Raw genomic sequence first — 22897 nt, 5'->3', positions numbered from 1 at the left:
GTCGGCTGTTGAATGCGGCGCTGTCAGGTCGTGTTCTTGCGCCGGCTCTCGTCGAGTATCTGCTGACGCACTGCGCTGATTTCCGTCGTCCGTGTCGCCGGTGCCGTGGCACTGCAGGCAGGCGTGCGCGGGCAGGCATTGCTGCGCGGACAGATCACGCTGGCCGGTGACTCCAGCGCCTCGCCTACCCAGCCAATATTGAGCACTCGACCCACCGTGCGGATTGCAGCAGCGGTGGTAGCCGGCACTGTCGCCGTTCCGCTGTGCCGCCGGCAGGCCTGATGGATGCTCTGGACAATGGCTTCAGCGTCGAAGCCCTGTGATTCCAGGGCCGGTGCGAGATCGATGCCCACTGACAGCACATGCGGATTGCCGGCCATGTCCCTGGTGCGCAGCGAGTGACAGCAATAGAGGAGTGCGCGTTCACCGTCGATGAGTACGGAAATCTGCGAGGCGGGCTGCGAGGTCTTGCCGCGGCCGAGCATCCGGAACACCGCCCAGTGCGGGCATGGGTCGGAGACCATGGCGAAATTCCCCCAGGGCAGCGGGATACCGTTGCCGCGGTATACGGCGCGCAGATAACCGGGCGGATAGGCATCGAAGAAATGCCAGTGCCGGTACGGCGATACGGCAGTCATTCTCCGCATGATGACCGCGGGCGTCAGCTCCAGCTTGCTGCAGGCCTCGACACGGTAGCTTTCACGGCTGAGAAATCGGCGGAATGGCCGCTTGGGACACAAGAGCGCGCCCGCGAAGAAGCCGCACTCGAAATCGCGCCAGGCGGAAAGGACGTCCTGGGCATTCATGCCGCCGGTATTTTCCACGGTACCGGTCGGGCTGCCACCCATCTCACCGCCCGTGGCGTGCGCTGATTTCAGCCCGTCTCCGCCGTGCAGGATCCTGTGCGCCAGATGGGAGGCAAGGTCGAATTTCAGGCGGGCAGGATCCTTCTGAAGTTCACGGTTGGCGTAGACGGTACCGGGCGCCTCATAGAAGGAACGCATCACGCTCCGCACCTCGCGGTCGTTGTCCCGCGCGAGCAGCGGCTTTCGGTCGAACCAGTGGACCTTTACGCCGTGTCGCCTGCACAGGCTCAGCAGGTCATCGACCGTCAGCGGAAAGCGCCGCTCGCCGACTTCCTCGGCCGAGCGTTCCAGGTCCGGAAAATCGTTCTGCGCCATCTCCTGATAAGAGCGGATCAGCAGATGGGCAAACTGCTGACCGGTTGTCCCTGTCTGCGCCAGCAGTTCGGGAATGGCTGCTTCGAGCAATTCACGGGAAAAGAGGAAACCCGGCTCGAGCGGAATCCTTGCGGCGCCGCCCTTGACCTTTTCCCGTGGCGTCGCCTCGATCTCCGGATTCTCGTCGAGAAACCAGTGCGGGTCTTTCTGGAACACCGAGGCCAGCAGTTCCAGCAGTCCGGGCGACGGAATCCGCTGCCCGGTCTCGATCATGCTCAGGTAGGAAACGGACGGGGCGAGGTCGGCATCGAGCTGGATGCAGCGGGCGGACAGGTCCTGCAGCGTCAGCCCGTTGCGCTTGCGCAGGGTGCGGAACTTGGCGCCGAGAAAGTGGCTTTTTCTGAGCAGTGTGGACATAAGTCAGTTGTGAAATTTACACGGTGAAATTTTCAATGTGAAATTTCTCTCTGCGTTCATCGTAAGCTGCAGCCATGGATACAGCAAGCCGCACCGATCCCATCATCACGCCGCAGGCCATGCGGCTTGTCACTGAACTGCAGCAGCGCTTCAATCCGCGTCGACTGGAGCTGCTGGCCGCGCGCCGGAAGCGCCAGGCTGCCATCGATGCCGGCGCGATGCCGGATTTTCTGCCCGATACGGCGGCCATACGCGGTGCGGACTGGCGGATCGCCCCGGTACCTGCCGATCTGCAGGACCGGCGTGTCGAGATCACTGGTCCCGTCGAGCGCAAGATGATGATCAATGCGCTGAATTCCGCGGCGCTGGCCTTCATGGCCGATTGCGAGGATTCCTGCGCACCGACCTGGGACAACATCGTTCAGGGTCAGCAGAACCTGAAGGACGCCGTCGATCGGACCATCAGCCATGTCGATCCCGTCAGCCAGAAGCACTATCGCCTCAATGACAGGATCGCGACGCTGATCGTGCGGCCGCGCGGCTGGCACCTGGTCGAGAAACACGTATGCATCGACGGTCAGCCGGTATCGGCTTCGCTGTTCGATTTCGGCGTGTACCTCGCCAACAATCATGAGTCGCTGGCACGTCATGGCACCGGACCGTATTTCTACCTGCCCAAGCTGGAAAGTCACCTCGAGGCGCGGCTGTGGAACGATGTCTTCGTCGCCGCGCAGGACCATCTGGGCATGCCGCAGGGCACGATCAAGGCCACCGTGCTGATCGAGACGATCCTCGCGGCCTTCGAGATGGACGAAATCCTTTTTGAACTGCGTGAGCATTCCGCAGGACTGAACTGTGGCCGATGGGATTACATTTTCAGTTTCATCAAGAAATTCCGTAACCGGCCTGATTTCGTGCTGCCTGATCGCAGTGCAGTGACGATGGACCGCCACTTTCTCAAGTCCTATGTCGATCTGCTGATCCGTACCTGCCATCGTCGCGGTGCGCATGCGATGGGTGGCATGGCAGCGCAGATCCCGGTGAAGAACGATCCGGCCGCCAACGAGGCGGCGATGGCCCGCGTACGTGCCGACAAGTTGCGTGAAGCCAGGGCAGGGCACGATGGCACCTGGATCGCCCATCCCGGTCTCGCCGCGGTTGCCCTCGAAGCGTTTGCCACGGTCATGACCGGTCCGAACCAGTTGCAGGTCAGTCGTGAAGATGTCGTGGTGACCGCCGCGGATCTGCTGCGTGTTCCGGACGGGCCGATCACCGATGAGGGACTGCGTCACAACATCCGGGTCGGACTGCAATACCTCGAGGCCTGGCTCGGCGGGCAGGGCTGTGTGCCGCTCTATCACCTGATGGAAGACGCAGCCACGGCCGAGATCTGCCGTGCGCAGATCTGGCAGTGGCTGCGACACGGTGCGCATACCAGCGATGGCCGGCCTGTCACCATTGAGCGATTCGACACGGCCCTGCAGGAAGAGCTGCAGGTCATTGCCGGCGAAATCGGTGCGGACCGCTTCAAGGCGGGGCACTTCGATACCGCCGCGGAGATGTTCACCACGATGATCGGCGCGTCCGACTTCGATGAATTCCTGACCCTGCCAGCCTACGCAAGACTGTCCTGACACCGGTTCAACCCTTTCGAGGATTTCGCCATGACCAAGCGCAACGATGCAGACCAACTCCGGCGCGACTGGGCAGACAGCCCGCGCTGGGCCGGCATCACCCGGCCCTATTCCGCAGAGGAAGTGGTCCGCTTGCGGGGTTCGGTCCAGGTCGAGCACACGCTGGCCCGGCTCGGTGCCGAGAAGTTCTGGCGGCTCCTGCACACTGAAAACGTCGTTTCTGCGCTGGGAGCCATGACCGGCAATCAGGCAGTCGAGGAAATACAGGCCGGGCTCAAGGCCATCTACTGCTCGGGCTGGCAGGTGGCGGGTGACGGCAACAGTGCCGGCGAGATGTATCCCGATCAGAGCCTGTATCCGGTCGATTCGGTGCCGAAGATGGTCGAGCGCATCAACAATGCACTGCTGCGCACCGACCAGATTCATCACATGCAGGACGACGAGCGCATCGACTGGCTCGCGCCGATCATCGCCGACGCCGAGGCCGGTTTTGGTGGCAACCTGAATGCCTTTGAACTGACCAAGTCCCTGATCCGCGCGGGCGCCGCCGCAGTACACTTCGAAGACCAGCTGTCCTCGGCAAAGAAGTGCGGCCATATGGGTGGCAAGGTGCTGGTGCCGACGCAGGATGCGATCAACAAGCTGGTGGCGGCACGGTTTGCGGCCGATGTGATGGGTGTGCCGACGGTGCTGGTGGCCCGAACGGATGCCGACGCGGCGAACCTGTTGCAGGCTGATTTCGACAGCCGCGATGCGCGCTTCCTGACGGGCGGCCGTACCGAAGACGGATTCTTCGAGGCGCGGGCGGGCATCGAGCAGGCCATCGACCGCGGGCTGTCCTATGCGCCCTATGCGGACCTGATCTGGTGCGAGACCTCGAAGCCGGATCTCGCCCAGGCCGAACGCTTCGCCAAGGCGATCCATGCAAGATTTCCGGGCAAGCTGCTGGCCTACAACTGCTCGCCGTCCTTCAACTGGCGGGCCAACCTTCCGGTCGAGCGGCTGCGGGACTTCCGTGAGCAACTCGCGGCGATGGGTTACCGTTTCCAGTTCATCACGCTGGCCGGCTGGCATGCGCTCAACCTGTCGATGTTCGAGCTGGCCAGGGCCTACAGGCAGGATGGCATGTATGCCTACTCGGATATGCAGGAACGCGAGTTTGCCAACGAAGTACACGGATTCCGGGCCGTACGGCACCAGGCCTTCGTCGGTACCGGGTACTTCGATGCGGTGCAGACCGTGATTTCCGGTGGTGGTGCATCGACTACCGCGATGGCTGGCAGTACCGAAACCGAGCAGTTTCGTGCCGCCGGACACTGAGCTCACCGTGCGCAGCGGCCCCCCGGATGAGGGCCATGGACGGCAGTAATCACGACGCTGCCGTTCAAGCGCTGGCCGGCCGCAGCGCCGCAGCGATCTGTACGGCATTCGAGGATTACAACGACAGTTTTCGCAGCATCACGCAGCGCGCACAGCGGCGCTTCGAGATGCGCGAGTGGCAGCTCGGCCAGCGCGATGCCGTCGAGCGCATAGAACTCTACGATCATCGTGTGGAACGGTGTCTGGCCGGGCTCGTCGGCATGCTGGGCCGGCACATCGCAGAAGAAGCCACCTGGAATGCAGCGAGAACGGAATTCTCCCGGCTGACCGCCGACCGGCCGGATCGCCAGTTCTACGCGACTTTTTTCAACTCCCTGACGCGCAAGGTCTTCGCGACGATCGGCGTGAATCCCGCGGTGGAGTTTGTCACCGAGGCCGATGAACCCCCGCAGGGCGCGGCACCAGTCAGGGAAATCGGTCTGCAGCAGGGGCTGGTACGGGGTCTTGAATCCCTGCTGGCTGGCCTGCCATGGGCCGCGCAGCTGCACGATGCACCGCGTTCGGCACGATTCATAGACGGAGAAATCCGGGGCGTGCTGGCGGTACGTGGGCTGTCGTCCGGGCTCGCGCGCCTTGAAGTACTTGAGCCGGTGTTTTACCGGGCCACCCGCGCGTATGTGGTGGGCCGGGTCAGCGGTGAGGGCTGGACTTTTCCGCTGGTCATCGCCTTTGCCCACCCCGAGTCCGGCATCGTGGCCGATACGGTGATGATTTCGGATTATGAGCTGCGCCCCCTGTTCGGCTTCTCGCGCTCCTATTTCCACGTCGACCTGGCCGTGGTCGAAGCAGTCGTGCGCTATCTGTGCTCGATCATGCCGGGCAAGCCTGTCGATGAGCTGTACGCGGTGCTTGGCCGGGCGAAACAGGGCAAGACCGAGCGCTACCGCAGGCTGTTCCGTCACCTCGCTGCATCCACCGACCTGTTCGTGCATGCCGAAGGCGTGCGCGGCATGGTCATGGTGGTCTTTACGCTCAACTCCAGCGACCTGGTGTTCAAGGTCATCCGCGACCGCTTTGACTGGCCCAAGACGACATCACGTGCGGAGGTGATGGAGAAGTACCGCTTTGTATTCCGTCACGACCGCGTCGGACGTCTGGTCGACGCGCAGGAGTTCCGGCGCTTGCGATTTCCGCGCGCGCGCTTTGCACCGGAGCTGCTCGACGAGCTGATGAACTCGGCAGCCGACACCTGTCGCCTGGATGGTGATGATCTGATCATCGACCTCTGCTACGTCGAGCGCCGCCTCAAGCCGCTTGATGTCTATCTGCGTGAAGCGGAGCCGGCGGCAGCGCGCCGGGCGATTCGCGACTACGGCCAGGCGATTCGTGACCTGGCATTGAGCAATGTCTTTCCCGGTGACCTGCTGCTGAAGAACTTCGGCGTATCGCGCCACGGCCGGGTGATCTTCTACGACTATGACGAGCTGTGCCTGGTGACGGAATGCAGGTTTCGCGATCTGCCGGCCGCGCGTGACAACGATGAGGAGATGCGCGCGGAGCCGTGGTTTTATGTGGGTCCTGACGATGTATTCCCCGAGCAGTTCATCGAATTCCTGGGCCTGCGCGGTGAGTTGCGCGATGAATTTCTCAAATATCACGCGGCCCTGCTCGATGCGGATTACTGGCGACAGATCAGGTCGGCACATGCCGCGGAGGCACATCTCGAGGTCGTGCCGTACCAGCGACGGCAGATTTCGCATATCCTAGCCACCCCCTGACCCCGCTTCGTCAGATCAAGAGAATTACAGGAGTTCTTCCGTGGCTGCTTCCCTGCCGCGGGATCGTCTGATCCTGCTGGTCGGCCTCATTACCTATGGAATGGGCCAGTCCCTGCTGTTTGTCATCTTTGCGCCGCTGACACGTCGGCTCGGCATAGAGGAGTGGCAACTCGGTTTCATCATCGCTGCCTCCAACGTCATGCTGGCTTTCTCCGCACCGCGCTGGGGTACGGCCAGCCAGTCGATGGGCCGGCGCACCGTTTACCTGATCGGGCTTGCCGGCTATACGCTGGGTTACGCAGCGCTCGCGCTCGGTGTGCAGGCGGGACTGTGGGGCTGGATATCGGCCGGGCCACTGTTCGTTCTGCTGCTGGCCCTGCGCATGGCCTATGGCATCGTCGTCGGTGGTGTCAGCCCGGCGGCTACCGCGTACATCGCCGATACCACCGACGAGAGTTCGCGTGCCCAGGGCATGGCGCTGGTCGGCATGTCGGGTGGTCTGGGCACGATCCTCGGTCCGGCATTCGGTGGCGCGCTGGTGTTCGTCAGCCCGGTCTTTCCGATGTACGCAGCCGCCATGCTGGCCGCAGCTGCGGGGGTTTGGGCATATGTCGGTCTCCGCGAACCGGTGCGCCATGTGCGGAGCGGACCGACGGCGAAGCTGCGCATCCTTGATCCGCGCATCCTGCCTTACCTGGTGGGCTGGTTCGTGGTCTTCGGTGTTTTTACCGGCATCCAGACCATTACTTCGGGCTTCATCGCCGACCGCTTCGGCCTGACCGAAACAGTCGACATCCAGCACACGATGATGGTGGCGTTGCTCGCGATGGCCTTCGTGACGGTGTTCGTGCAGGCAGTCGTGCTGCAGCGCTGGAAGGCGACGCCGGCAACGATGCTGAAGATCGGTTTTGGTGTCATGGTCGTGGCCCTGCTGATCATCGCCTGGGGTCCGGGCGTCATGGCCTTGTACCTGGGCTACGCGCTGTTTGGCTTCAGTTTCGGCTTTTGCGCCCCGGCGCTGAACGCAGCCGGCAGTCTCAGCGTGACGACGGCTGAGCAGGGTGCGGTGGCCGGTCTGCTTTCCGCCGCCCCGACCGTCGGCATGATCTTCGGTCCGATCCTGTGCGGCCTGGTCTACAGCGTCGTGCCGTCGGCACCGATGCTCGGCGGTGCGCTGCTGACGGCGCTGGTCTGGCTGTGGTTCATGTTCATCAAGGTGCCGGATCCACAGCCGGTCCGCCCGGCCTGACGGCCGGGCCTGTACTGTCTCAGCGCGCCCGGAGCAGCCGCATACCGTTCAGCGTGACGATCAGTGTTGCACCCACGTCGGCCAGCACGGCAAGCCACAGGCTGGCGATGCCGGGAATAGCGAGTCCCAGCACGGCCACCTTCAATACCAGACTCAGTGTGATGTTCTGCTGTACGACCCTGCGGGTCTGCCGGCTGACGCGCAGCACCAGCGGAACGCTGCGCAGATCGTCCTGCATCAGCACGACATCGGCGGTTTCCATGGCCTGCGCCGTACCGCCACCGCCCATCGCGATGCCGATATCGGCCTGCGCGAGTGCTGGCGCATCGTTGATGCCATCACCGATCATCGCCACGGTACCGCCGGCTTGCAGCTGACGGATTACGCCCAGCTTGTCTTCCGGCAGGAGACCGGCCCGGATCTCGTCCAGTCCGCCGATCTGGCTGGCGACGGATTCAGCGACGTTGCGATGATCGCCGGTCAGCATGACCGTCTTCATGCGTGAATCCATCGCATGCAGTTCAGCCAGCGCGCCCCGGCTTTCCGCACGCGGCTGATCCTCCACGCCGATGAAGCCGAGCATGCCGTTGCCGCGCCCGACGAGCATCACGGTCTTGCCGGATGACTGCAGGGCCGCAGCGCTGCCGCAGATGGCTTCGGCACAGTTCTTGCCGTGCGCGAAAAGTTCGTGCGTGCCGACCGAAACACGTTCACCGGCGACATCACCGGAGACACCGCGGCCGACGTGTGCCGTGATGCCTGTCGCCTGAGGGAAGCGACCAGACACGCCCCTGGACTGCGCCGAGGCGACGACCGCCTGGGCAAGCGGATGCTCGGAGGCCTGTTCGACGGCGGCGGCAATCGCAACCACATCCTCGCAGATGTTGCAGTCGTTGGCCGCAATCGCCTCATGCCGGCAGTCGCGACCGAGGATGCTGGTTACCGCGGGCTGGCCGGCGGTCAGCGTACCGGTCTTGTCGAAGGCGATGATGTGGACGCTGGCCATGCGGTCGAGCTGGGCGCCGCCTTTAACCAGCACGCCGAGCTGCGCAAGCCGGGTGAGGGCGCTGACGACCGTGACCGGCGTGCTGATGATGAGCGCGCAGGGGCAGGCGATGATCAGCATGGCGAGTCCGCGATAGAGCCAGCCATGTGTGCCATCCGGCAGATCGAGAAACGGCTGTCCGAAAACGAGCACCGGAATGGCGACGATCAGGGCGGCCAGCGCGCAGACCAGCGGCGTGTACCAGCGCGCGAAGCGGTCGATGAAGCGTTCTGCAGGCGTGCGTTCGGCCAGCGCCTTTTCCACCATGCTGGCGATTCGTGCGACGGTTGAATCTCCCGCCACGCGCAGCACGTTGATGGTCAGCGCGCCTGAACCATTGACCGTGCCGGCCAGGACTTCATCGCCGACAGTACGGTCTACCGGCATGCTTTCGCCGGTGACAGCAGCCTGGTTGACGCTCGAACTGCCGTCGATGATCTGGCCATCCAGCGGAATCCGTTCGCCCGGCTTCACCAGGATGCGCGCGCCCACTGCCACCGACGAGGTGGGATGGCGACGCTGGTGGTAGTGCACGGCGGGCTCGTGCTTCCTTTGGCCATGATCGTCGTGGTTGCAGTCGGCGCCATGCTGGTGTCCGGCCTTGGCCGCGGGCGGACCATGGTCGCCATGGTGCGGTTCCAGGACGGTGGTTTCATCCGGCTGCAGCGACAGCAGGCTGCGCAGTGCATCCCGTGAGCGCTCCGCGCTGTAGGCTTCGAGCGCTTCGCCGAGCGTGAACAGCAGTACCACCGCTGCCGCTTCGCCGGTCTCGCCGATGGCGAAGGCGCCGACCGAGGCGACGCCCATCAGCAGATCGATGGTGACGTGTCTGGCGATCAGCAGTGAGCGCAGGCCTTTCCCCAGGATCGGCGCACCGATGATGGCCACGGTAATCAGCAGGGCGACATCCGCAAGGTCCGTGCCGGTCAACAGGTCGGCCAGCACCACAGCCACGAGCAGGGCAGTGACCACCAGCGCGATCTTCGTCCGCCGTTCGGAGACCAGGAAACGCAGAAAGCCGTTGAGTCCGCGAAGTTCGGGCCGCGGCGCCTGCCTTGGTTCCGTACCTTCGATGATGTGGTAGCCCAGGCTGCGGATCTTCGCCTCGACGGCCTCGCGCGGCGCCGAGCCGCTGGCTTCCAGCGTCTCGGTCGTGAAGTTGACGTTGACAGCCGTGATACCAGGCAAGGTGCGCAGTGCCTGTTCGAGGGTCAGGGCACAACTGCCACAGTCCATCCCGCCGATCTTCAGGCGCAGGCCGGGTCCGTTGGGCGCTGCAGTCGTGTTCATTGCAGAAAAGTCCTCGCCAGCCCGGCAAATCCGGGTTGCAGGCCCAATGATCGACCTTAAAGGCAGCTTGAGGGTCAAGGGGCGGGGTCAGGGCGGCCGGGCTCAGGGAGCCGGCATCAAGGGGCGGAGCGGTGCTCGAGAGCCAGGAAGAACTGCGCAAACAGGAAGGCGTTGTCACCGTGGGCGGAGAAAACATGGCCTTCGGCGGTATGTTCCACCTCGGGTTCCGTATGTGCAGTGCAGCCCGCTTCGGAGGCGGCGATCTGCCGGAGCGCAACGCCGATCCGCGCATCGTCGCCCGGGATCAGGACGCTGTAGCCGTCGGTCTCGCGCCAGACGTGGATGTGCCGGCCACGCAAGACCTCCAGCACGTCGCCGCGATCCCAGCTGGCGAGTGCACAGCCCATGCGTTTCATCAACGAGCGCAGCGAAGCGGCTTCTGTCCGCGGCGTGCTCTTGTGGCCGCAGACCTGGTCTACCAGTCGCCGGTAGAGGTCCCGCGCACCGTCGGCTGCCGGCAGCTGGCCGGACATCTCGCGGAGGAATACCTCGAGTTCATGCCGGAGCACCAGCAGTTCGGTGAGCCGGCGCTCGATTTCAAGAAATCGGTCCTCGGCAATTCTCGTTACATCGCTGTCCCGCGCCCCTTTGCTCTTGCCGGCCGTTCTCTGGCGCGGTTTCTGTTCCGGCTGTTCGGCTGCCAGAAACTGCCGGATATCATCCAGCGAAAAGCCGAGGCGTTTGGCGCGGTTGATGAACAGCAGGGTGCGTTCGGCTTCCGGCCCGTACAGCCGGTAGCCAGCGGCGGTTCGTTGCCCCGGCCTGAGCAGACCCTCCTTCTCGTAGTAGCGAAGCACCGAAGGTGCCACGCGAGCGCGTTTGGCGAGCGCGCCGATGGTCAGGTTTCGCCGCGGCGCTGATGGTGGCGTAGCGGGCTTGCGCGCGGTCATGGCGTCGCCGGCATCACCCGCTGTACGAAGGCATTCATCGCCTCGGCGGTTTCAGCCGGCGCCTCTTCCTGCACATAGTGACCGGAGCCTGCAACGAGGACGGCGGTATTGTTCGGCAGCAGTGCACGCAGCTGCTCGAATTCGCCGGCCGGTTTGCCGCGGTCCTGCGCACCCCAGACGATCAGCGAGGGCACCTCGAGTTGCGGCAGCATCGGTACCTCATCGGCATCGCTGTACTGGCCCATCAGGCTGGTCATGCCGGACATGTAGCCCTCGCTCCGCGAGGTCAGGCTGAGATTCCTCACGACTTCATCGGTGACGATGGAGGGATCGATGAACGATCGGCGCAGGAAATTCGCGCGGAATTCCGGGTCGCCGAACAGCTTTGCCTGGATCCGCTGCATCGGAAAGAAGATGTAGCGGGCAATCGGTGGTACCCCGGTGGAAATGATGCCGGGGTTCATGACGACCAGGCCGATGACATCGGGATTGTCGAGTGCAACCCGGAAAGCGATGGCGCCGCCCAGCGAATGGCCACCGATGACGACGTTCTTAAGTCCAAGTGCGCGGATGAAATTCTTGATCATCTGCGCCTGATGCGGATTGCGATAATCAAAGTCCGCCGGCTTTGCAGAAAGCCCATAGCCCGGCATGTCTACCGCAACGACGTAATAGTGTGTGGTGAGCAGGGGGGCGAGGAGGCGGAAACTCTGCAGGGAATTGCCGAAGCCATGGAGCAGCACGGCGGCCGGTTTGCCTGGCCCCGGTTCACCCCAGGTGTGGTAGCGGAGTTCGAGGCCGTCCACGCTGACAAACTTGTCGTCGGGATCGGCCAGCGAGCGGGCCGGCACCTCGGTGATGCCGGTTGGCCAGTAGGCATAGACCACCAGCGCCAGCCATCCGGCAAACAGCAGGCCGGCCAGGCCAAGAAGAACGCGTTTCAACCAGATCATGTTTGCCTGCCTCGGTTTCCGGATGCCAGTATAGCTACCAGATCGTCACGCGCTTTTCGGGTGCGATGTACATCCGGTCAGTCGCCGTGACGCCGAATGCGGTGTAGAACGCCGGCATATTCTGCAGCGTGCCGGTTACGCGGTATTGGTCCGGTGAATGCGGGTCGCTCAGCAACTGTGCCTGCAGGCTCTCGGGCCGGTCCTTGCCGCGAAAGCTGAGCGCATAGCCGAAGAAGAAGCGCTGTGCGCCGCTGAAGCCGTCGATCACCGGCGCCTCCTTGCCGTGCAGCGAGTTCTGCCAGGCGCGGTATGCCATGACCAGGCCGGCCAGATCAGCCAGGTTTTCGCCCAGCGTGAGCTCGCCGTTGATGCTGAAATTCGGCAGTGGCCGGAAGGCGTTGTACTGCTCCACGAGCAACTGCGCACGCTGCGTGTAGCGGGCCGCATCGGCAGCCGTCCACCAGTCGCGCAAGCGCCCGTCGCCATCGAACTTGCGGCCCTGATCGTCAAAGCCGTGGCTGAACTCATGACCGATGGTGGCGCCGATACTGCCGTAGTTCCAGGCGTCGTCCGCGGCCGGATCAAAAAATGGTGGCTGGAGGATGGCGGCCGGAAACACGATCTCGTTGCCGGTCGCCTGATAGTAGGCGTTGACCGTCTGCGGCGACATGAACCATTCGTCGCGATCCACCGGCCTGTTGAGCTTGTCGGCTTCATGACGCCAGGCAAAGGCGCGCGTGCGGCGGATGTTGCCAATCAGGTCATCGGCCGCGATATGCAGTGCCGAATAATCCCGCCAGTGCTCCGGGTAGCCGATCTTGCTGCGGAACTTCGCGAGTTTTTCCTGTGCGGCAGCACGGGTTCCCGGTGTCATCCAGTCCAGCTGCCCGATGGATTCGTGGAAGGCCGTACGCAGATCGGCGACCATCCGTTCGATACGCTGCCTTGATTCCGGCGGGAAATACCGGTCCTTATAGCTCTTGCCGAGCAACTCGCCCAGTTCGCTGCTGACCAGCCGCACGCCGAGTTTCCAGCGCGCCTTGTTTTGCTGCTGGCCATGCAGAATCCGGCCCTCAAAGTCGAAATCCTCGGCGACGATCGCCGCTGTCAGATACGGCGCATGGCTTTTCAGGACCTTGAAGCGCAGCCAGGTCTGCCAGTCACGCACCGGTGTTTCGCGGATGATCCGGCCGAGGGCCGCAAAGTAGTCCGTCTGTGCGATGACAAAGCGGTTTGGCGGATCGAGCTGCGCCGCCTTGAAAAAGCGTGGCCAGTCGAAGCCGGGCGACTGCCGTGCAGCCTGGGCGAAGTTGACCTGGTTGGCGTAGATCTTTTCGTCGTCACGGTTCTGTACCGCGGTCCAGTGCTTGCGGGCGATGCGTGTCTCGATCGCCATGATGGTGTCCGGCGCGTTCGCATCTTGCCAGCCGGCGAGACCGAACATCCGGCCGATGTGCGCGGCATAGGCTTTGCGCGTGTCGGCCAGTTCGGCCGTATCCGCCAGATAGTAGTCGCGGTCGGGCAGGCCCAGACCGCCCTGCCAGATATAGGCCAGGTTCCGGTCCGGATTGCTGGCGTCAGCATCCACGTAGAACTCGATCGGCACCTGTATGCCGGCAGCCAGCGCGCTGCCCATCCAGGCAATCACATCTTCATGCGTGCGGAGATTCGCGATTGCCGCGAGGTCTGCCGCCAGCGGCTTAAGGCCCAGCGTTTCGAGCCGGCGTTCGTCCATGAAGCTCGTATACAGGTCGCCGATCTTCTGCGCGCCGGTACCAGCCGGTGCGGCAGACTTTGCGTCTGTGCTGATCAGCGCGTGCAGCTGTTTCTCGGTGCGCTCCGCCAGCATCTGGAAGGTTCCATAACCGGACCAGTCGGCCGGAATGTCAGTTCGTGCCAGCCACTTGCCGTTTACGTAGTGCCAGAAATCATCCTGCGGGCGGATGTTCGTATCCAGATCTGCCGGGTCGAAGCCGGGGCCTGCGGGGATATCTGCCTCAGGTGGCGGTGGCGCGTCGGGGACAGGTGGTGTTCGGGGGCCGTCGCAGGCGAGCAGGAGAAGGGCGAGGGCAAGGATGCTGAGTTGACGCATGTCGCGAGGATAGTGCGGAGCGTCGCGAACTGCGAGCCTCTCAGCCCGGCTTGGCCGGGAATCGCTGTGCCTGCGCCGCGCCGAGCAGTCTGGCCTTGAGGCGCTCCGGCATGGCCTGCAGGGCCGAGCGGTCGCGGTGCAGAAACGCGAGTTGTGTCAGGGCAGCGGTCTGCATCAGCGCATCGCGTTCTGCGGCGGGACAGTCGCTGAGCAGCATCGCGAGTTCAGCGCTGCGTTTTGCATCGAGTGCGGCAAGCGCTTCGTCGGCCAGCAGTTCCTGCAGTCGATCGGTGTGCATGCGGCTCATTCGGGCGACTCCCCGGCCGTATCGCCGACCGCGATCTGCAGTTGCTCTCGAATGTGGATGAGCCCTCGGCGCACGCGGGTCTTCACGGTGCCGAGCGGTATGCCCAGCTGCTCGGCGATCTCGCTGTGGCTGTAGCCCTCGTACAGGGACATGCCGAGGATCTTCCGGTGCTCCGGATCCATGTCGGCCAGCACCCTGGCGACAATGGCGACCTCGGTATCGTCCTCGACCGTGGCCGCGACCCCCGGATCGACTGGTGCGCCTTCTTCATCATCCAGGGAGTCCATCGCCGGGGTCCGGCCGGACTGGCGGAGCCGGTCGATGAAGCGGCGGCGCGCAATGGTGGAGATGAAAGTGGTTTCGCTGGCGACGCCTGGATCAAATCGCGCACAGCTGCGCCAGATCTCGATGAACACATCCTGCACAGCATCCTCTGCATCACTTGTGTTGCGCAGATAGCGCCGGGCCAGGGACCAGAGCAGATTGCCGTAACGGTCAACGCATTCGTTGACTGCGCTGCTGTCGCCGGCAGCGATTCGCTCGAGTATGGATGGCTGTGTCGTCAAACTGTTGCGCTTATTCCGGGTGGACGTGGCGGGCTGACCAGATGAGCGCGATCATACAGTGGCCGGGCGGGCCAATAAAAAGGGCCGGATCCATCTGGATCCGGCCCCGGTCATCAAGCCCTGCAAAGCGGACTTACTTGGCAGTGGTCTTCCACTCGCCGCCCTGGAAACCGCAGCCGATCTCCAGGCCGTCCGGATCGCCGTCATAGTAGATACGCAGGCCGTTGTCGCCCATGTCGCAGATGCCGACGCGGCCCGCATCCGGGCAGGCACCGTCGCCGTGGGCAGCGTCGCTGTTGTCGTCGGTCTTGCCGAGCTCGGTGCACTTGTCCGCCGATGCGGGCATATCACACACCTTGAAGGGGCCGGCGAACATGTTCTTCTGCGTGTAGTTGCAGTGGCCCGGGCCGTCGGCCGCAAAGGCAGCAAGAGGGGCAATCGCCAGCAACGCAACAGTTGCGATCAGCTTCGACTTCATAGAGTTCTCCATGTGGTCAGGATGATGGGGTGTCCAGATCATGGCACGCTGGCTGGCCCGGAATCCAGCGCCGGAGCGCCAGCCTGTGGTTGCCGCTTGAGGTATTCATCGGGCAGCGCATAGGCCACGAGGTAGTCATCGATGGTCTCCGGGCTGACCAGCGCGTCGCCACCAGCAGCAACCACGACATACTGCCGACCGTTGACAGCATAGGTCATCGGATTGGCGTGTGCCGGGCTCGGCAGTGCCACCGACCAGAGTTCATGTCCGGTTTCCGTGTCAAAGGCGCGCAGCTTTGCGTCTGCCGTGGAGCCTACCAGCGTGATGCCGCCGGCGGTCACGATCGGGCCGCCTGCCACCGCTCCGCCCCACTTGAATGGCGGCAAGCGGAGCGATGTGCGTGTGCTGATGGTGCCGAGCGGCACGCTCCAGCGGATCTCTCCTGCCGCGAGATCCACGCCCACCAGTGTCGACCAGGGCGGGCTGGTACACGGCAATCCGCTTGGGCCGAGCAAAGCATGCTGCTCGATGGCCCAGGGTGTGCCCTGAATGCTTCCGGGTGGCCCCGTCGGTGTGCCGCGCCGCGGATCGGCATCTTCTGCCGGCGTCACCTCGGTACGCGGCAGCAACTTCAGGTACATGCCGATCTGTGCAAGATTCGTGACCAGCAGATTTTGCTTCGGGTCGAAGGCCCCACCACCCCAGTTCATGCCACCGGCCGGACCGGGAAACATGATCCAGCCCTTGTCGTCCGGCGGCGTGTAGAGGTCGCCATGGCCCGCGCCGGCGATCAGCTCGCGGCACCGGTTCTGGTCCCAGAAAGTCAGTCCCCACGCATCATCCGGGCCGAGCTGCGTTTTCATCAGCGGTGGCGGCTTGAGCGGAAACGGCTGGGTCTTCGACAGCAGTTCGCCCGCGACGCCAGCAGTCGGTACCGGGCGCTCTTCGACCGGAAACAGCGGTACGCCGGTCTCGCGGTTCAGCACAAACACGAGCGACTGCCTGGTGAGGATGACGACGGCCGGGATGCGCCGCCCGTCCTTCCTGATATCCACCAGCATGGGCTGCGCTGGCGTGTCCCGGTTCCAGACATCGTGATGTACGGTCTGGAAATGCCACACGACCTTGCCGGTACTGCCGCGCAGGGCGACCAGCGAGTTTGCATAGCGGTTGTCGCCTGGCCGTGCGCCGCCGAACCAGTCCGGCGATGCGCTCGAGGTCGGCACGAAGACCAGATCGCGCTTCTCGTCGACTGACAGCTGGCCCCAGGCGTTGCCGCCGCCGGTGTTCGCGAGGCTTTCCGCGGTCCAGTTTCTGGCCTGGGGATCTTCAGGGTTGTGCGGTACCGGATCGAAACTCCAGAGAAAGGCACCGCTGCGGGCGTCGAAGGCCCGGATCTCGCCGCTCGGCGCGCCGGCAGCGAGGTTTTTCCTGTTGTCGACATGGCCGATGACGAGTACGTCGTTGACCAGCACGGGTGGCGCCGAAAATTGCACGTCCCAGGGATCGGCCGGCGCCAGCGCGCTGGCAGCGAACAGCGGATTGACGTCTACCTGTCCGTTGCTGCCGAATCCGGAACAGGGCGCGCCCGTGATCGCATCGACCGCCAGCAGGCGCCGGTCACTGGTGCCGGCAAAAACCCGGTAAGTGCAGGCCGCTGCTGGCCGGGCTTTTGGGTCGCGCCAGTAGCTGACGCCGAGGCACCCGAGCCGCGCCGGCGTCTTGCCGAAACCGATCTTCGGGTCAAAGCTCCATCGCTCCTTGCCGCTTGCCGGATCGAGTGCGACCAGCCGGTTGAACGGCGTACAAAGCACCAGCGCACCACCGGCATCAGCCGGCAGCAGGATCGGTGTCGTATTGAAACCGGCAAATTCCCTCTGCTCCGGGACTCGTTCCAGGTCGCCGTGCCGCCAGGTCCACGCCCGCTCCAGACGCCAGACGTTCTTGTGATTGATCTGCTCGAGCGGCGAGTAGCGCGAGCCCCCGGAATCGCCGCCCACATGGAGCCAGTCGCTGCCTGCCGGGACGGCATCGTCGGCGAGCAGCATCGCTGGCGGGAGGCCAATGGCGATCACCACCAGCCAGGCCTGCAGTAGCCGACGGACCATGAATTGCCTGCCGATCATCGCCATTTGGGCTTTTCCACCGGGTTGATGGCTAGCCTAACAGCAAACAATCATCCGGCCAGCCCTTGCTCCGCGTGCGTCAATCTCGGACCATGGCCCCTTGTACGATGGTTCCGGTGAGACTGCAGATGGCAAGCGAACACACAAGAAGTGGCGAGGTCGGCATAGCGGTATACGTGGATTTCGAGAATCTCGCGCTCGGTGTCCAGGACACCAAGGCCGGGCGTTTCGAGATCGAGATCGTGCTGAAGCGAATCCTCGAGAAAGGCCGCATCGTTGCGAAGCGGGCCTACTGCGACTGGAGCCGCTATCGCCAGTTCATGCAGGAATTTCACCGCCAGGGTTTCGAGATGATCGACATCCCGCAAACCAAGGTGAGTGGCAAGAACAGCGCCGACATCCGCATGGTCGTCGACGCGCTGGACATGTGTTATTCGAAGGCGCACATCGACACCTTCGTCCTGCTGACCGGTGACAGCGATTTCTCGCCGCTGGTTTCCAAGCTCAAGGAAAACGACAAGCGGGTGATAGGCTGCGGTGTACGCAACTCGACCTCCGACCTGCTGGCCGCCAACTGCGACGAGTTCATTTTCTATGACGACCTGGTAACCGTTTCCCAGCGTCCGCGGACCCGGGCCAAGCCTTCGAAGAACAAGCAGCAGAGCGAGGCCCTCGACCAGGTGGCGGCAACCGTCGAGTCGCTGTCAGCCGAGTACGATCCGCTGTGGGGTTCGCTGGTGAAGCAGACTGTGCGCCGCGTCTATCCGGGCTTCAATGAAACCATCTATGGTTACCGGAGCTTCTCCGAGCTGCTCGAAGATGCGGCGAAGCAGGGCATGCTGGAGCTTGAGTTCGATCAGCAGCGCGGCAACTACAAGGTCCGCGCCAAGGCGCAGTGACCGCCGGCGGGCTGTAGCGTCGGGGACTCGGTTGCCTCAATCAGGGGACGTCGCTTTGTCGCAAGCACCGCGGGATACGCCGCTCCTCAGCGTGGTCATCCCTGCATACAACCAGGCAGCATTCCTGCGCGAGACCCTCGAAAGCGTTTTGCAGCAGGCTGGCGAAGAGGTGGAGGTCATCGTAGTAAATGACGGGTCCACGGATGCTACGCTGGATGTGATTGCAGGATTTGCCGGCAGGGTGAGATGTGTGACCCAGCCAAATGCCGGACTGGCAGCGGCGCGCAACCGCGGCCACCGGGAGGCGAGGGGCGAGTTTGTCGCCTGGCTCGATTCCGATGACCTGTGCGAGCCGGGGCGGCTGGCGCTGCAAATGGAAGTGCTGCGGCGCCATCCGGAAGTCGGTCTGGTGTCCGGTGGTTTCTCGGCATTCAATGCCGATGGCCTGATCTCCCCGTCATTCGCCGCGCATTACTACGGGCAGATCGGCCGCTTCGGTCTGCATGCTCTTTATGGTGTGGCCGACACCGTTGGTACTGATACGGGTACGCAGAAGCTGTCGGTACCGCTGTACCGCGGGAAGGTCTATCCGGCGATAGCCTATGGCAACTTCGTGCATCCGCCGACCGTCATGATGCGCCGTGAGGTCTGGACCACTACAGGTGAGCTCGACGCGGAGTTTCCGTCGGCTGCCGACTGGGATTTCTTCGTCCGGGCCAGCCGCAAGTTTTCCTTTGCCTATCTCGACTATCCCCTGTTGCGCTATCGCCTGTCGGCGGGGCAGATGTCGAGCATGTCAAATGCCCTGCGACACGTGCCGCGGGAAATGCTCATGTTTGAACGGATGCTGGCCGCCGACCCGGCTCTGCGTGCGGATGCCTCGCGGGTGCGCGAGCTTTACCGCAGCTGGTATTTCACCATGGCCACGGCGGCAGCTGATACAAGTCGCTGGCTGGCCATGAAGTACCTGGTTTACAGCCTTTACCACGGGTGCGCGATATCGTTGTTCCTGCGTACAGCTCTCAAACTGGCCTTGCCGGATTTCCTCGTCAGCTGGTTGCAGGGCGCACGCCGGACCCGTGACGGCCAGGCCCGAGAACAGTCACCGTCCGGACGGTGATCGGGCAACAGGACCGGAACAGATATGGCTTTACGGAAGGTACTGTTGCTGACCTATCATTTCCCGCCGTCAGGCGCGGTGGCCGTCTATCGAATGCTGGGGCTGGTTCGCTACCTGCCGCAGTTTGGCTGGCAGCCGGTTGTCGTTGCGCCCCCGCGGGTGCCCTGGGAACCGACCGACGCTTCCCTTCTCGATCAGGTTCCGGCGCAGACACCGGTTGCGCGGGTGCCGTTCATGGAGGGTATTGCCGGCCGGGTCGTCGGACGCATCGCACCGGAAGCACACTGGATCGTGAAGGCGAGGGCGGCCTGCAACCGGATGATTGCCGAGCACAGGCCCGACGCGGTGATCACTTCGAGCCCACCAGGAATCGTGCACATGCTCGGGCGCTGGGTGCAGAAGCGCCATGGCCTGTACTGGGTGGCCTGTTTCCGCGACCCGTGGGTGACCAATCGCCTGGATACTGCAGGCCTGTCTGCGCGCATTGATCGACGGCTTGAACGCAGCGTGATGTGGCATGCAGACCAGATCGTGGCGAATACGCCCCTGAATCGCGAGGGCTGGTGCAAGGCATATCCTGAACATGCGGCGAAAATGCATGTCATCACCAACGGCTTTGATCCGGAAAAGTTCGCATCGATTGACGTCTCACCGTCAGGCGACCGGTTGATGATATTGCATGCCGGCGAGCTGTATTCGGGTCGTGATCCACGGCCGTTTCTCGATGCATTCGCGCAGTTGCAGGCGGAACAGGTGCCGGTTGACTGCACTTTTCTCGGCCGCAAGACGGACTCCATGTACAACCTGGCGGCCGAGATCAGCCAGCGTGGTCTGGACAGCACAGTGCACCGGCCCGGGCAGGTTCCCTATGCGGAATCACTGCGGAGAATGATGAGTGCCGACATCCTGGTGCTGTTCCAGAACCCGGGCTACCGCTTCGGGATTCAGGCCAAGCTCTTTGAGTACCTCGGTACCGGGCGGCCGATACTTGCGATTTCCGAACTCGACAGCGACATTGCCTGGGTATTGCGGGAAAGCAGGGTGCTGCACAGGGTCGCGGCACCGACCGATGTTGCCGGGATCAGGCAGGCAATTCTGGATCTGGTTGCGGAAGCGCGTGCCGGGCATGAAAACGGGCCTGACAGGAGCGCGGTATTGCAGTTCACGCGGGAACGGATGGCGCAGCGCTTTGCCGAGTGCCTGGACCGGAGTCCGCCGGCCAGGCGGTGAGTCCCGGCGATGCCTGTTGATCAGCTCGCGACGAAGAATCGCTTCATGTGCAGGAACCGCTTCTCCAGCAGATGCCATGAGCAATAGGCCAGCAGGAAACTGCAGGCCATGGCCGCTGCCATATAGGCTGCACTCCACACCACCGATTGTGAGACGTCGATCCGCAAGACCTTGAGCAGCGGTTTGCCGGCCAGATCGTGCAGCGGTTTGTGCAGGACATATATCGCGTAGCTGTACTTGCCCATGGCCCGCAGCGGGCGCCAGCGAAACACCCTGACCCACCCCGAAATACCGCTGGCTTCAGCACCGACGATCGCGATGAGCAGCAGCGTACTGGTGAGTGCCACGATCGTATAGCCGATGCTGATGCCAACCAGCGTTCCGGTCCAGAAACCGCGCGTTACCAGGAGCCCGAACAGGCCGACCATGCCGGCCCAGACCAGGCAGCGATCATGCATGGCGAGAAGTCGCGCCTTCCATGCCGGTATCCGGACTGCCGCTGCGGCAGCTCCACCCAAAGCCAGCGCGTCCATGCGGCAGAATGAATTTTCATAGATGAGGTCGTCGGAAACGCCGGCTCCGGCAAGTACGCAGCGCAGTGCCAGTGCCACTGCTGCGACACCCAGACAGAATCGCAGGCACTGCTCCGCACTGCGAGAACGGACCAGCAGGGGCCAGACGAGGTAAAACTGCTCTTCAACTGCCAGTGACCAGAAATGAGGAAAGGCCTTGCTGCCCTGATCGAAGATGGCTGCCCAGTTCGACAGGTAGGTCCAGAGCCATATCTGGTGAGGCCGGTCGGCGGCAACGGCGGGTGGTACGCTCCCCAACCAGGGCAGAATCACGAAAGCGATCGTCAGCACGCTGAAGTACAACGGGAAGATGCGCAGTGTGCGTCGTCCGTAGAAGGCCGGAAAATAGTTGTTCGATCGCTGTGTATCCAGAAGGATGCCGGTAATCAGAAACCCGCTCAGCACGAAAAACAGTTGCACGCCGGTCCAGCCGATCTGACTGATGCGGCCAAATACCCATGCTGGCATGCCATGCTCGACTTCCAGCACATTCAGCATGTGAACGAGCACGAGCAAGATGGCCACGCCGCGCAGGCCGTCGAGGCCCGGGATATGCGACGCATTCGCTTGCCTGGCAGGCTGCGGATCTTCGATAACCCGATGTTGCGGCATCACGATTCCTGCATGCACTTCTTAAGTGCTAAAGTCCGTTCCGGCCTTCATCGGCCTATCCTACGGCTTCGTGTGTTTGGCTACCAAGGCTCTGCTTCCAAGTGAGAATACCTGCATTTGCGCGCCGGCTAGCCGGCTCCATGGTGCGATGGCATGGCGTCATTGGCATCAATTACCACCGCATCGGTGACGGACGCCGTTCGGTCTATGACCGCGGTCTCTGGAGCGCGACGGTTGAAGACTTGGATTCCCAGCTGCGCTGGCTGAAGGTGCATTTCGATGTTATCGGGCCGGGCGATATCCCTGCGGCGCTGCGCAGAAAGCGCGGGCGGCACGTGCTGGTCACCTTCGATGATGGTTATCGTGACAACTACAGCGATGCACTGCCTGTACTGCTCGCGCATGAACTGAAGGCGACATTTTTCATTGCCACGGGATTCATCGATAGTCCGCGTGTACCGTTCTGGGACGAGATCGCATGGATGGTGCGTACGGGCCGGAATGCCTCATTGGATCTTCCGGCCTTTTTTCCTGCTCCCTTGCTGGTTGACGAACCGGAGCGCGAACAGACGATACGAAAGCTGCTCAACACATGGTGGAAGCTGCCAGACGACCGTACCGGCGAATATCTGCATGCGATTGGCGAGGCAACCGGCAGCGGCCGGCTGGTGGAAGATGCGGAGACGCTGCAACAGAACTGGATGACATGGGACATGGTTCGCGAGCTGCACGCCAGCGGAATGACCATCGGCGGACATACGGTGAATCACCCGATCATGGCGCGCCTGAGCCGCGAACAGCAGATGGCCGAGATCACCGGCTGCGAGCGCCGGCTCAGGGAAGAAGTCGGAATTGCGATGCAGACATTTGCCTATCCGTTTGGTGTCAGGGATGCGTTCAATGCCGATTCCATGGCGTGTCTGCGCGAACGCGGCGTGCTCACGGCGTTCTCCTACTATGGTGGAATACGCAGGATCAGTGAGTGGGAGAATCTCGACATCCCCCGGTTTGCGGTGGAGCAGAGCACGAGTTTCGCCGAGTTCCGCAGCAACGTCATGTTTCCATGGGCCACGTAGCG

The 22897-nt window shown here is 63.2% G+C and carries 18 protein-coding genes; 8 read left to right on the top strand and 10 right to left on the bottom strand.

Annotated features, from left to right (window positions below):
* Positions 1-23 precede the first annotated feature (23 nt).
* Positions 24-1598, bottom strand: coding sequence for a DUF3612 domain-containing protein (locus H6979_06020; GenBank protein MCP5139393.1), 1575 nt, complete (start codon positions 1596-1598; stop codon positions 24-26).
* A gap of 74 nt (positions 1599-1672) precedes the next feature.
* On the opposite strand from H6979_06020, the gene aceB reads away from it, so the two are divergent.
* Genes aceB through H6979_06000 form a run of 4 tightly spaced genes read left to right on the top strand, consistent with a single transcriptional unit; the run spans position 1673 to position 7579 of the window.
* Positions 1673-3232 (top strand): malate synthase A, encoded by a 1560-nt coding sequence (aceB, locus tag H6979_06015; GenBank protein ID MCP5139392.1) that lies wholly within the window; start codon positions 1673-1675, stop codon positions 3230-3232.
* Positions 3233-3262: 30 nt separating this feature from the next.
* The gene (gene aceA / locus H6979_06010; GenBank protein MCP5139391.1) at positions 3263-4552 is read left to right on the top strand and encodes an isocitrate lyase; all 1290 of its coding nucleotides are present in this window, start codon (positions 3263-3265) and stop codon (positions 4550-4552) included.
* 35 nt (positions 4553-4587) lie between these two features.
* Positions 4588-6330, top strand: coding sequence for a bifunctional isocitrate dehydrogenase kinase/phosphatase (gene aceK, locus H6979_06005; GenBank protein MCP5139390.1), 1743 nt, complete (start codon positions 4588-4590; stop codon positions 6328-6330).
* Positions 6331-6370: 40 nt separating this feature from the next.
* The gene (locus H6979_06000; GenBank protein MCP5139389.1) at positions 6371-7579 is read left to right on the top strand and encodes an MFS transporter; all 1209 of its coding nucleotides are present in this window, start codon (positions 6371-6373) and stop codon (positions 7577-7579) included.
* Positions 7580-7598: 19 nt separating this feature from the next.
* Here the strand turns inward: H6979_06000 and cadA are convergent, their stop codons facing one another.
* From cadA to H6979_05960, 8 genes are all read right to left on the bottom strand, one after another.
* A complete protein-coding gene (gene cadA, locus H6979_05995; protein MCP5139388.1) occupies positions 7599-9914 on the bottom strand; it encodes a cadmium-translocating P-type ATPase in 2316 nt (771 codons plus the stop codon).
* Positions 9915-10030: 116 nt separating this feature from the next.
* On the bottom strand, positions 10031-10864 hold the full coding sequence (locus H6979_05990; protein ID MCP5139387.1) for a MerR family transcriptional regulator: 834 nt from the start codon (positions 10862-10864) through the stop codon (positions 10031-10033).
* Positions 10861-11817 (bottom strand): alpha/beta hydrolase, encoded by a 957-nt coding sequence (locus H6979_05985; protein ID MCP5139386.1) that lies wholly within the window; start codon positions 11815-11817, stop codon positions 10861-10863. The genes H6979_05990 and H6979_05985 overlap by 4 nt, the downstream gene beginning before the upstream one ends.
* A gap of 34 nt (positions 11818-11851) precedes the next feature.
* Positions 11852-13909 carry a M13 family metallopeptidase gene (locus H6979_05980; protein MCP5139385.1) on the bottom strand — a complete coding sequence of 686 codons (2058 nt, stop codon included), beginning with the start codon at positions 13907-13909 and terminating at the stop codon, positions 11852-11854.
* 40 nt (positions 13910-13949) lie between these two features.
* A complete protein-coding gene (locus H6979_05975) occupies positions 13950-14216 on the bottom strand; it encodes a hypothetical protein (protein MCP5139384.1) in 267 nt (88 codons plus the stop codon).
* Positions 14213-14764 (bottom strand): sigma-70 family RNA polymerase sigma factor, encoded by a 552-nt coding sequence (locus H6979_05970; protein ID MCP5139383.1) that lies wholly within the window; start codon positions 14762-14764, stop codon positions 14213-14215. Before H6979_05970 ends, H6979_05975 begins: the two co-directional genes overlap by 4 nt.
* Before the next feature lie 151 nt (positions 14765-14915).
* On the bottom strand, positions 14916-15260 hold the full coding sequence (locus H6979_05965) for a hypothetical protein (protein ID MCP5139382.1): 345 nt from the start codon (positions 15258-15260) through the stop codon (positions 14916-14918).
* Positions 15261-15298: 38 nt separating this feature from the next.
* Entirely contained in the window at positions 15299-17368 is a 2070-nt protein-coding gene (locus H6979_05960) for a pyrroloquinoline quinone-dependent dehydrogenase (protein ID MCP5139381.1), read from the bottom strand.
* Positions 17369-17514: 146 nt separating this feature from the next.
* Between H6979_05960 and H6979_05955 the strand changes: the two genes are divergently transcribed.
* The 3 genes from H6979_05955 to H6979_05945 are packed head-to-tail and all read left to right on the top strand — an operon-like array spanning position 17515 to position 20635.
* Positions 17515-18285 (top strand): NYN domain-containing protein, encoded by a 771-nt coding sequence (locus tag H6979_05955; GenBank protein MCP5139380.1) that lies wholly within the window; start codon positions 17515-17517, stop codon positions 18283-18285.
* 55 nt (positions 18286-18340) lie between these two features.
* Positions 18341-19405: a glycosyltransferase gene (locus H6979_05950; GenBank protein MCP5139379.1), complete on the top strand. Its 1065-nt coding sequence runs from the start codon at positions 18341-18343 to the stop codon at positions 19403-19405.
* A 24-nt stretch (positions 19406-19429) separates the two neighbouring features.
* On the top strand, positions 19430-20635 hold the full coding sequence (locus H6979_05945) for a glycosyltransferase (protein MCP5139378.1): 1206 nt from the start codon (positions 19430-19432) through the stop codon (positions 20633-20635).
* A gap of 20 nt (positions 20636-20655) precedes the next feature.
* On the opposite strand, the gene H6979_05940 is transcribed toward H6979_05945, so the two are convergent.
* Positions 20656-21819 carry an acyltransferase gene (locus tag H6979_05940; GenBank protein MCP5139377.1) on the bottom strand — a complete coding sequence of 388 codons (1164 nt, stop codon included), beginning with the start codon at positions 21817-21819 and terminating at the stop codon, positions 20656-20658.
* 140 nt (positions 21820-21959) lie between these two features.
* Here H6979_05940 and H6979_05935 point away from each other — a divergent pair, with 140 nt between their 5' ends.
* Entirely contained in the window at positions 21960-22895 is a 936-nt protein-coding gene (locus tag H6979_05935) for a polysaccharide deacetylase family protein (protein ID MCP5139376.1), read from the top strand.
* Positions 22896-22897: the final 2 nt, after the last annotated feature.

The organism is Chromatiales bacterium, from assembly GCA_024234935.1.
GTDB lineage: Bacteria > Pseudomonadota > Gammaproteobacteria > Steroidobacterales.
The sequence above is the reverse complement of the archived record's forward strand: the minus strand, read 5'-3'. Positions and strand labels throughout refer to the sequence as shown.

Bases quoted from the DNA above. Each gene is read 5' to 3' on its own strand.
- H6979_05960 (MCP5139381.1), bottom strand. From the start codon at position 17,368: ATGGTCCGTCGGCTACTGCAGGCCTGGCTGGTGGTGATCGCCATTGGC.
- H6979_05990 (MCP5139387.1), bottom strand. From the start codon at position 10,864: ATGACCGCGCGCAAGCCCGCTACGCCACCATCAGCGCCGCGGCGAAAC.
- H6979_05975 (MCP5139384.1), bottom strand. From the start codon at position 14,216: ATGAGCCGCATGCACACCGATCGACTGCAGGAACTGCTGGCCGACGAA.
- H6979_06020 (MCP5139393.1), bottom strand. From the start codon at position 1,598: ATGTCCACACTGCTCAGAAAAAGCCACTTTCTCGGCGCCAAGTTCCGC.
- H6979_05935 (MCP5139376.1), top strand. From the start codon at position 21,960: ATGGTGCGATGGCATGGCGTCATTGGCATCAATTACCACCGCATCGGT.
- H6979_05955 (MCP5139380.1), top strand. From the start codon at position 17,515: ATGGCAAGCGAACACACAAGAAGTGGCGAGGTCGGCATAGCGGTATAC.
- H6979_05985 (MCP5139386.1), bottom strand. From the start codon at position 11,817: ATGATCTGGTTGAAACGCGTTCTTCTTGGCCTGGCCGGCCTGCTGTTT.
- H6979_05945 (MCP5139378.1), top strand. From the start codon at position 19,430: ATGGCTTTACGGAAGGTACTGTTGCTGACCTATCATTTCCCGCCGTCA.
- H6979_05940 (MCP5139377.1), bottom strand. From the start codon at position 21,819: ATGCCGCAACATCGGGTTATCGAAGATCCGCAGCCTGCCAGGCAAGCG.
- aceB (MCP5139392.1), top strand. From the start codon at position 1,673: ATGGATACAGCAAGCCGCACCGATCCCATCATCACGCCGCAGGCCATG.
- cadA (MCP5139388.1), bottom strand. From the start codon at position 9,914: ATGAACACGACTGCAGCGCCCAACGGACCCGGCCTGCGCCTGAAGATC.
- aceA (MCP5139391.1), top strand. From the start codon at position 3,263: ATGACCAAGCGCAACGATGCAGACCAACTCCGGCGCGACTGGGCAGAC.
- H6979_05965 (MCP5139382.1), bottom strand. From the start codon at position 15,260: ATGAAGTCGAAGCTGATCGCAACTGTTGCGTTGCTGGCGATTGCCCCT.
- aceK (MCP5139390.1), top strand. From the start codon at position 4,588: ATGGACGGCAGTAATCACGACGCTGCCGTTCAAGCGCTGGCCGGCCGC.
- H6979_05980 (MCP5139385.1), bottom strand. From the start codon at position 13,909: ATGCGTCAACTCAGCATCCTTGCCCTCGCCCTTCTCCTGCTCGCCTGC.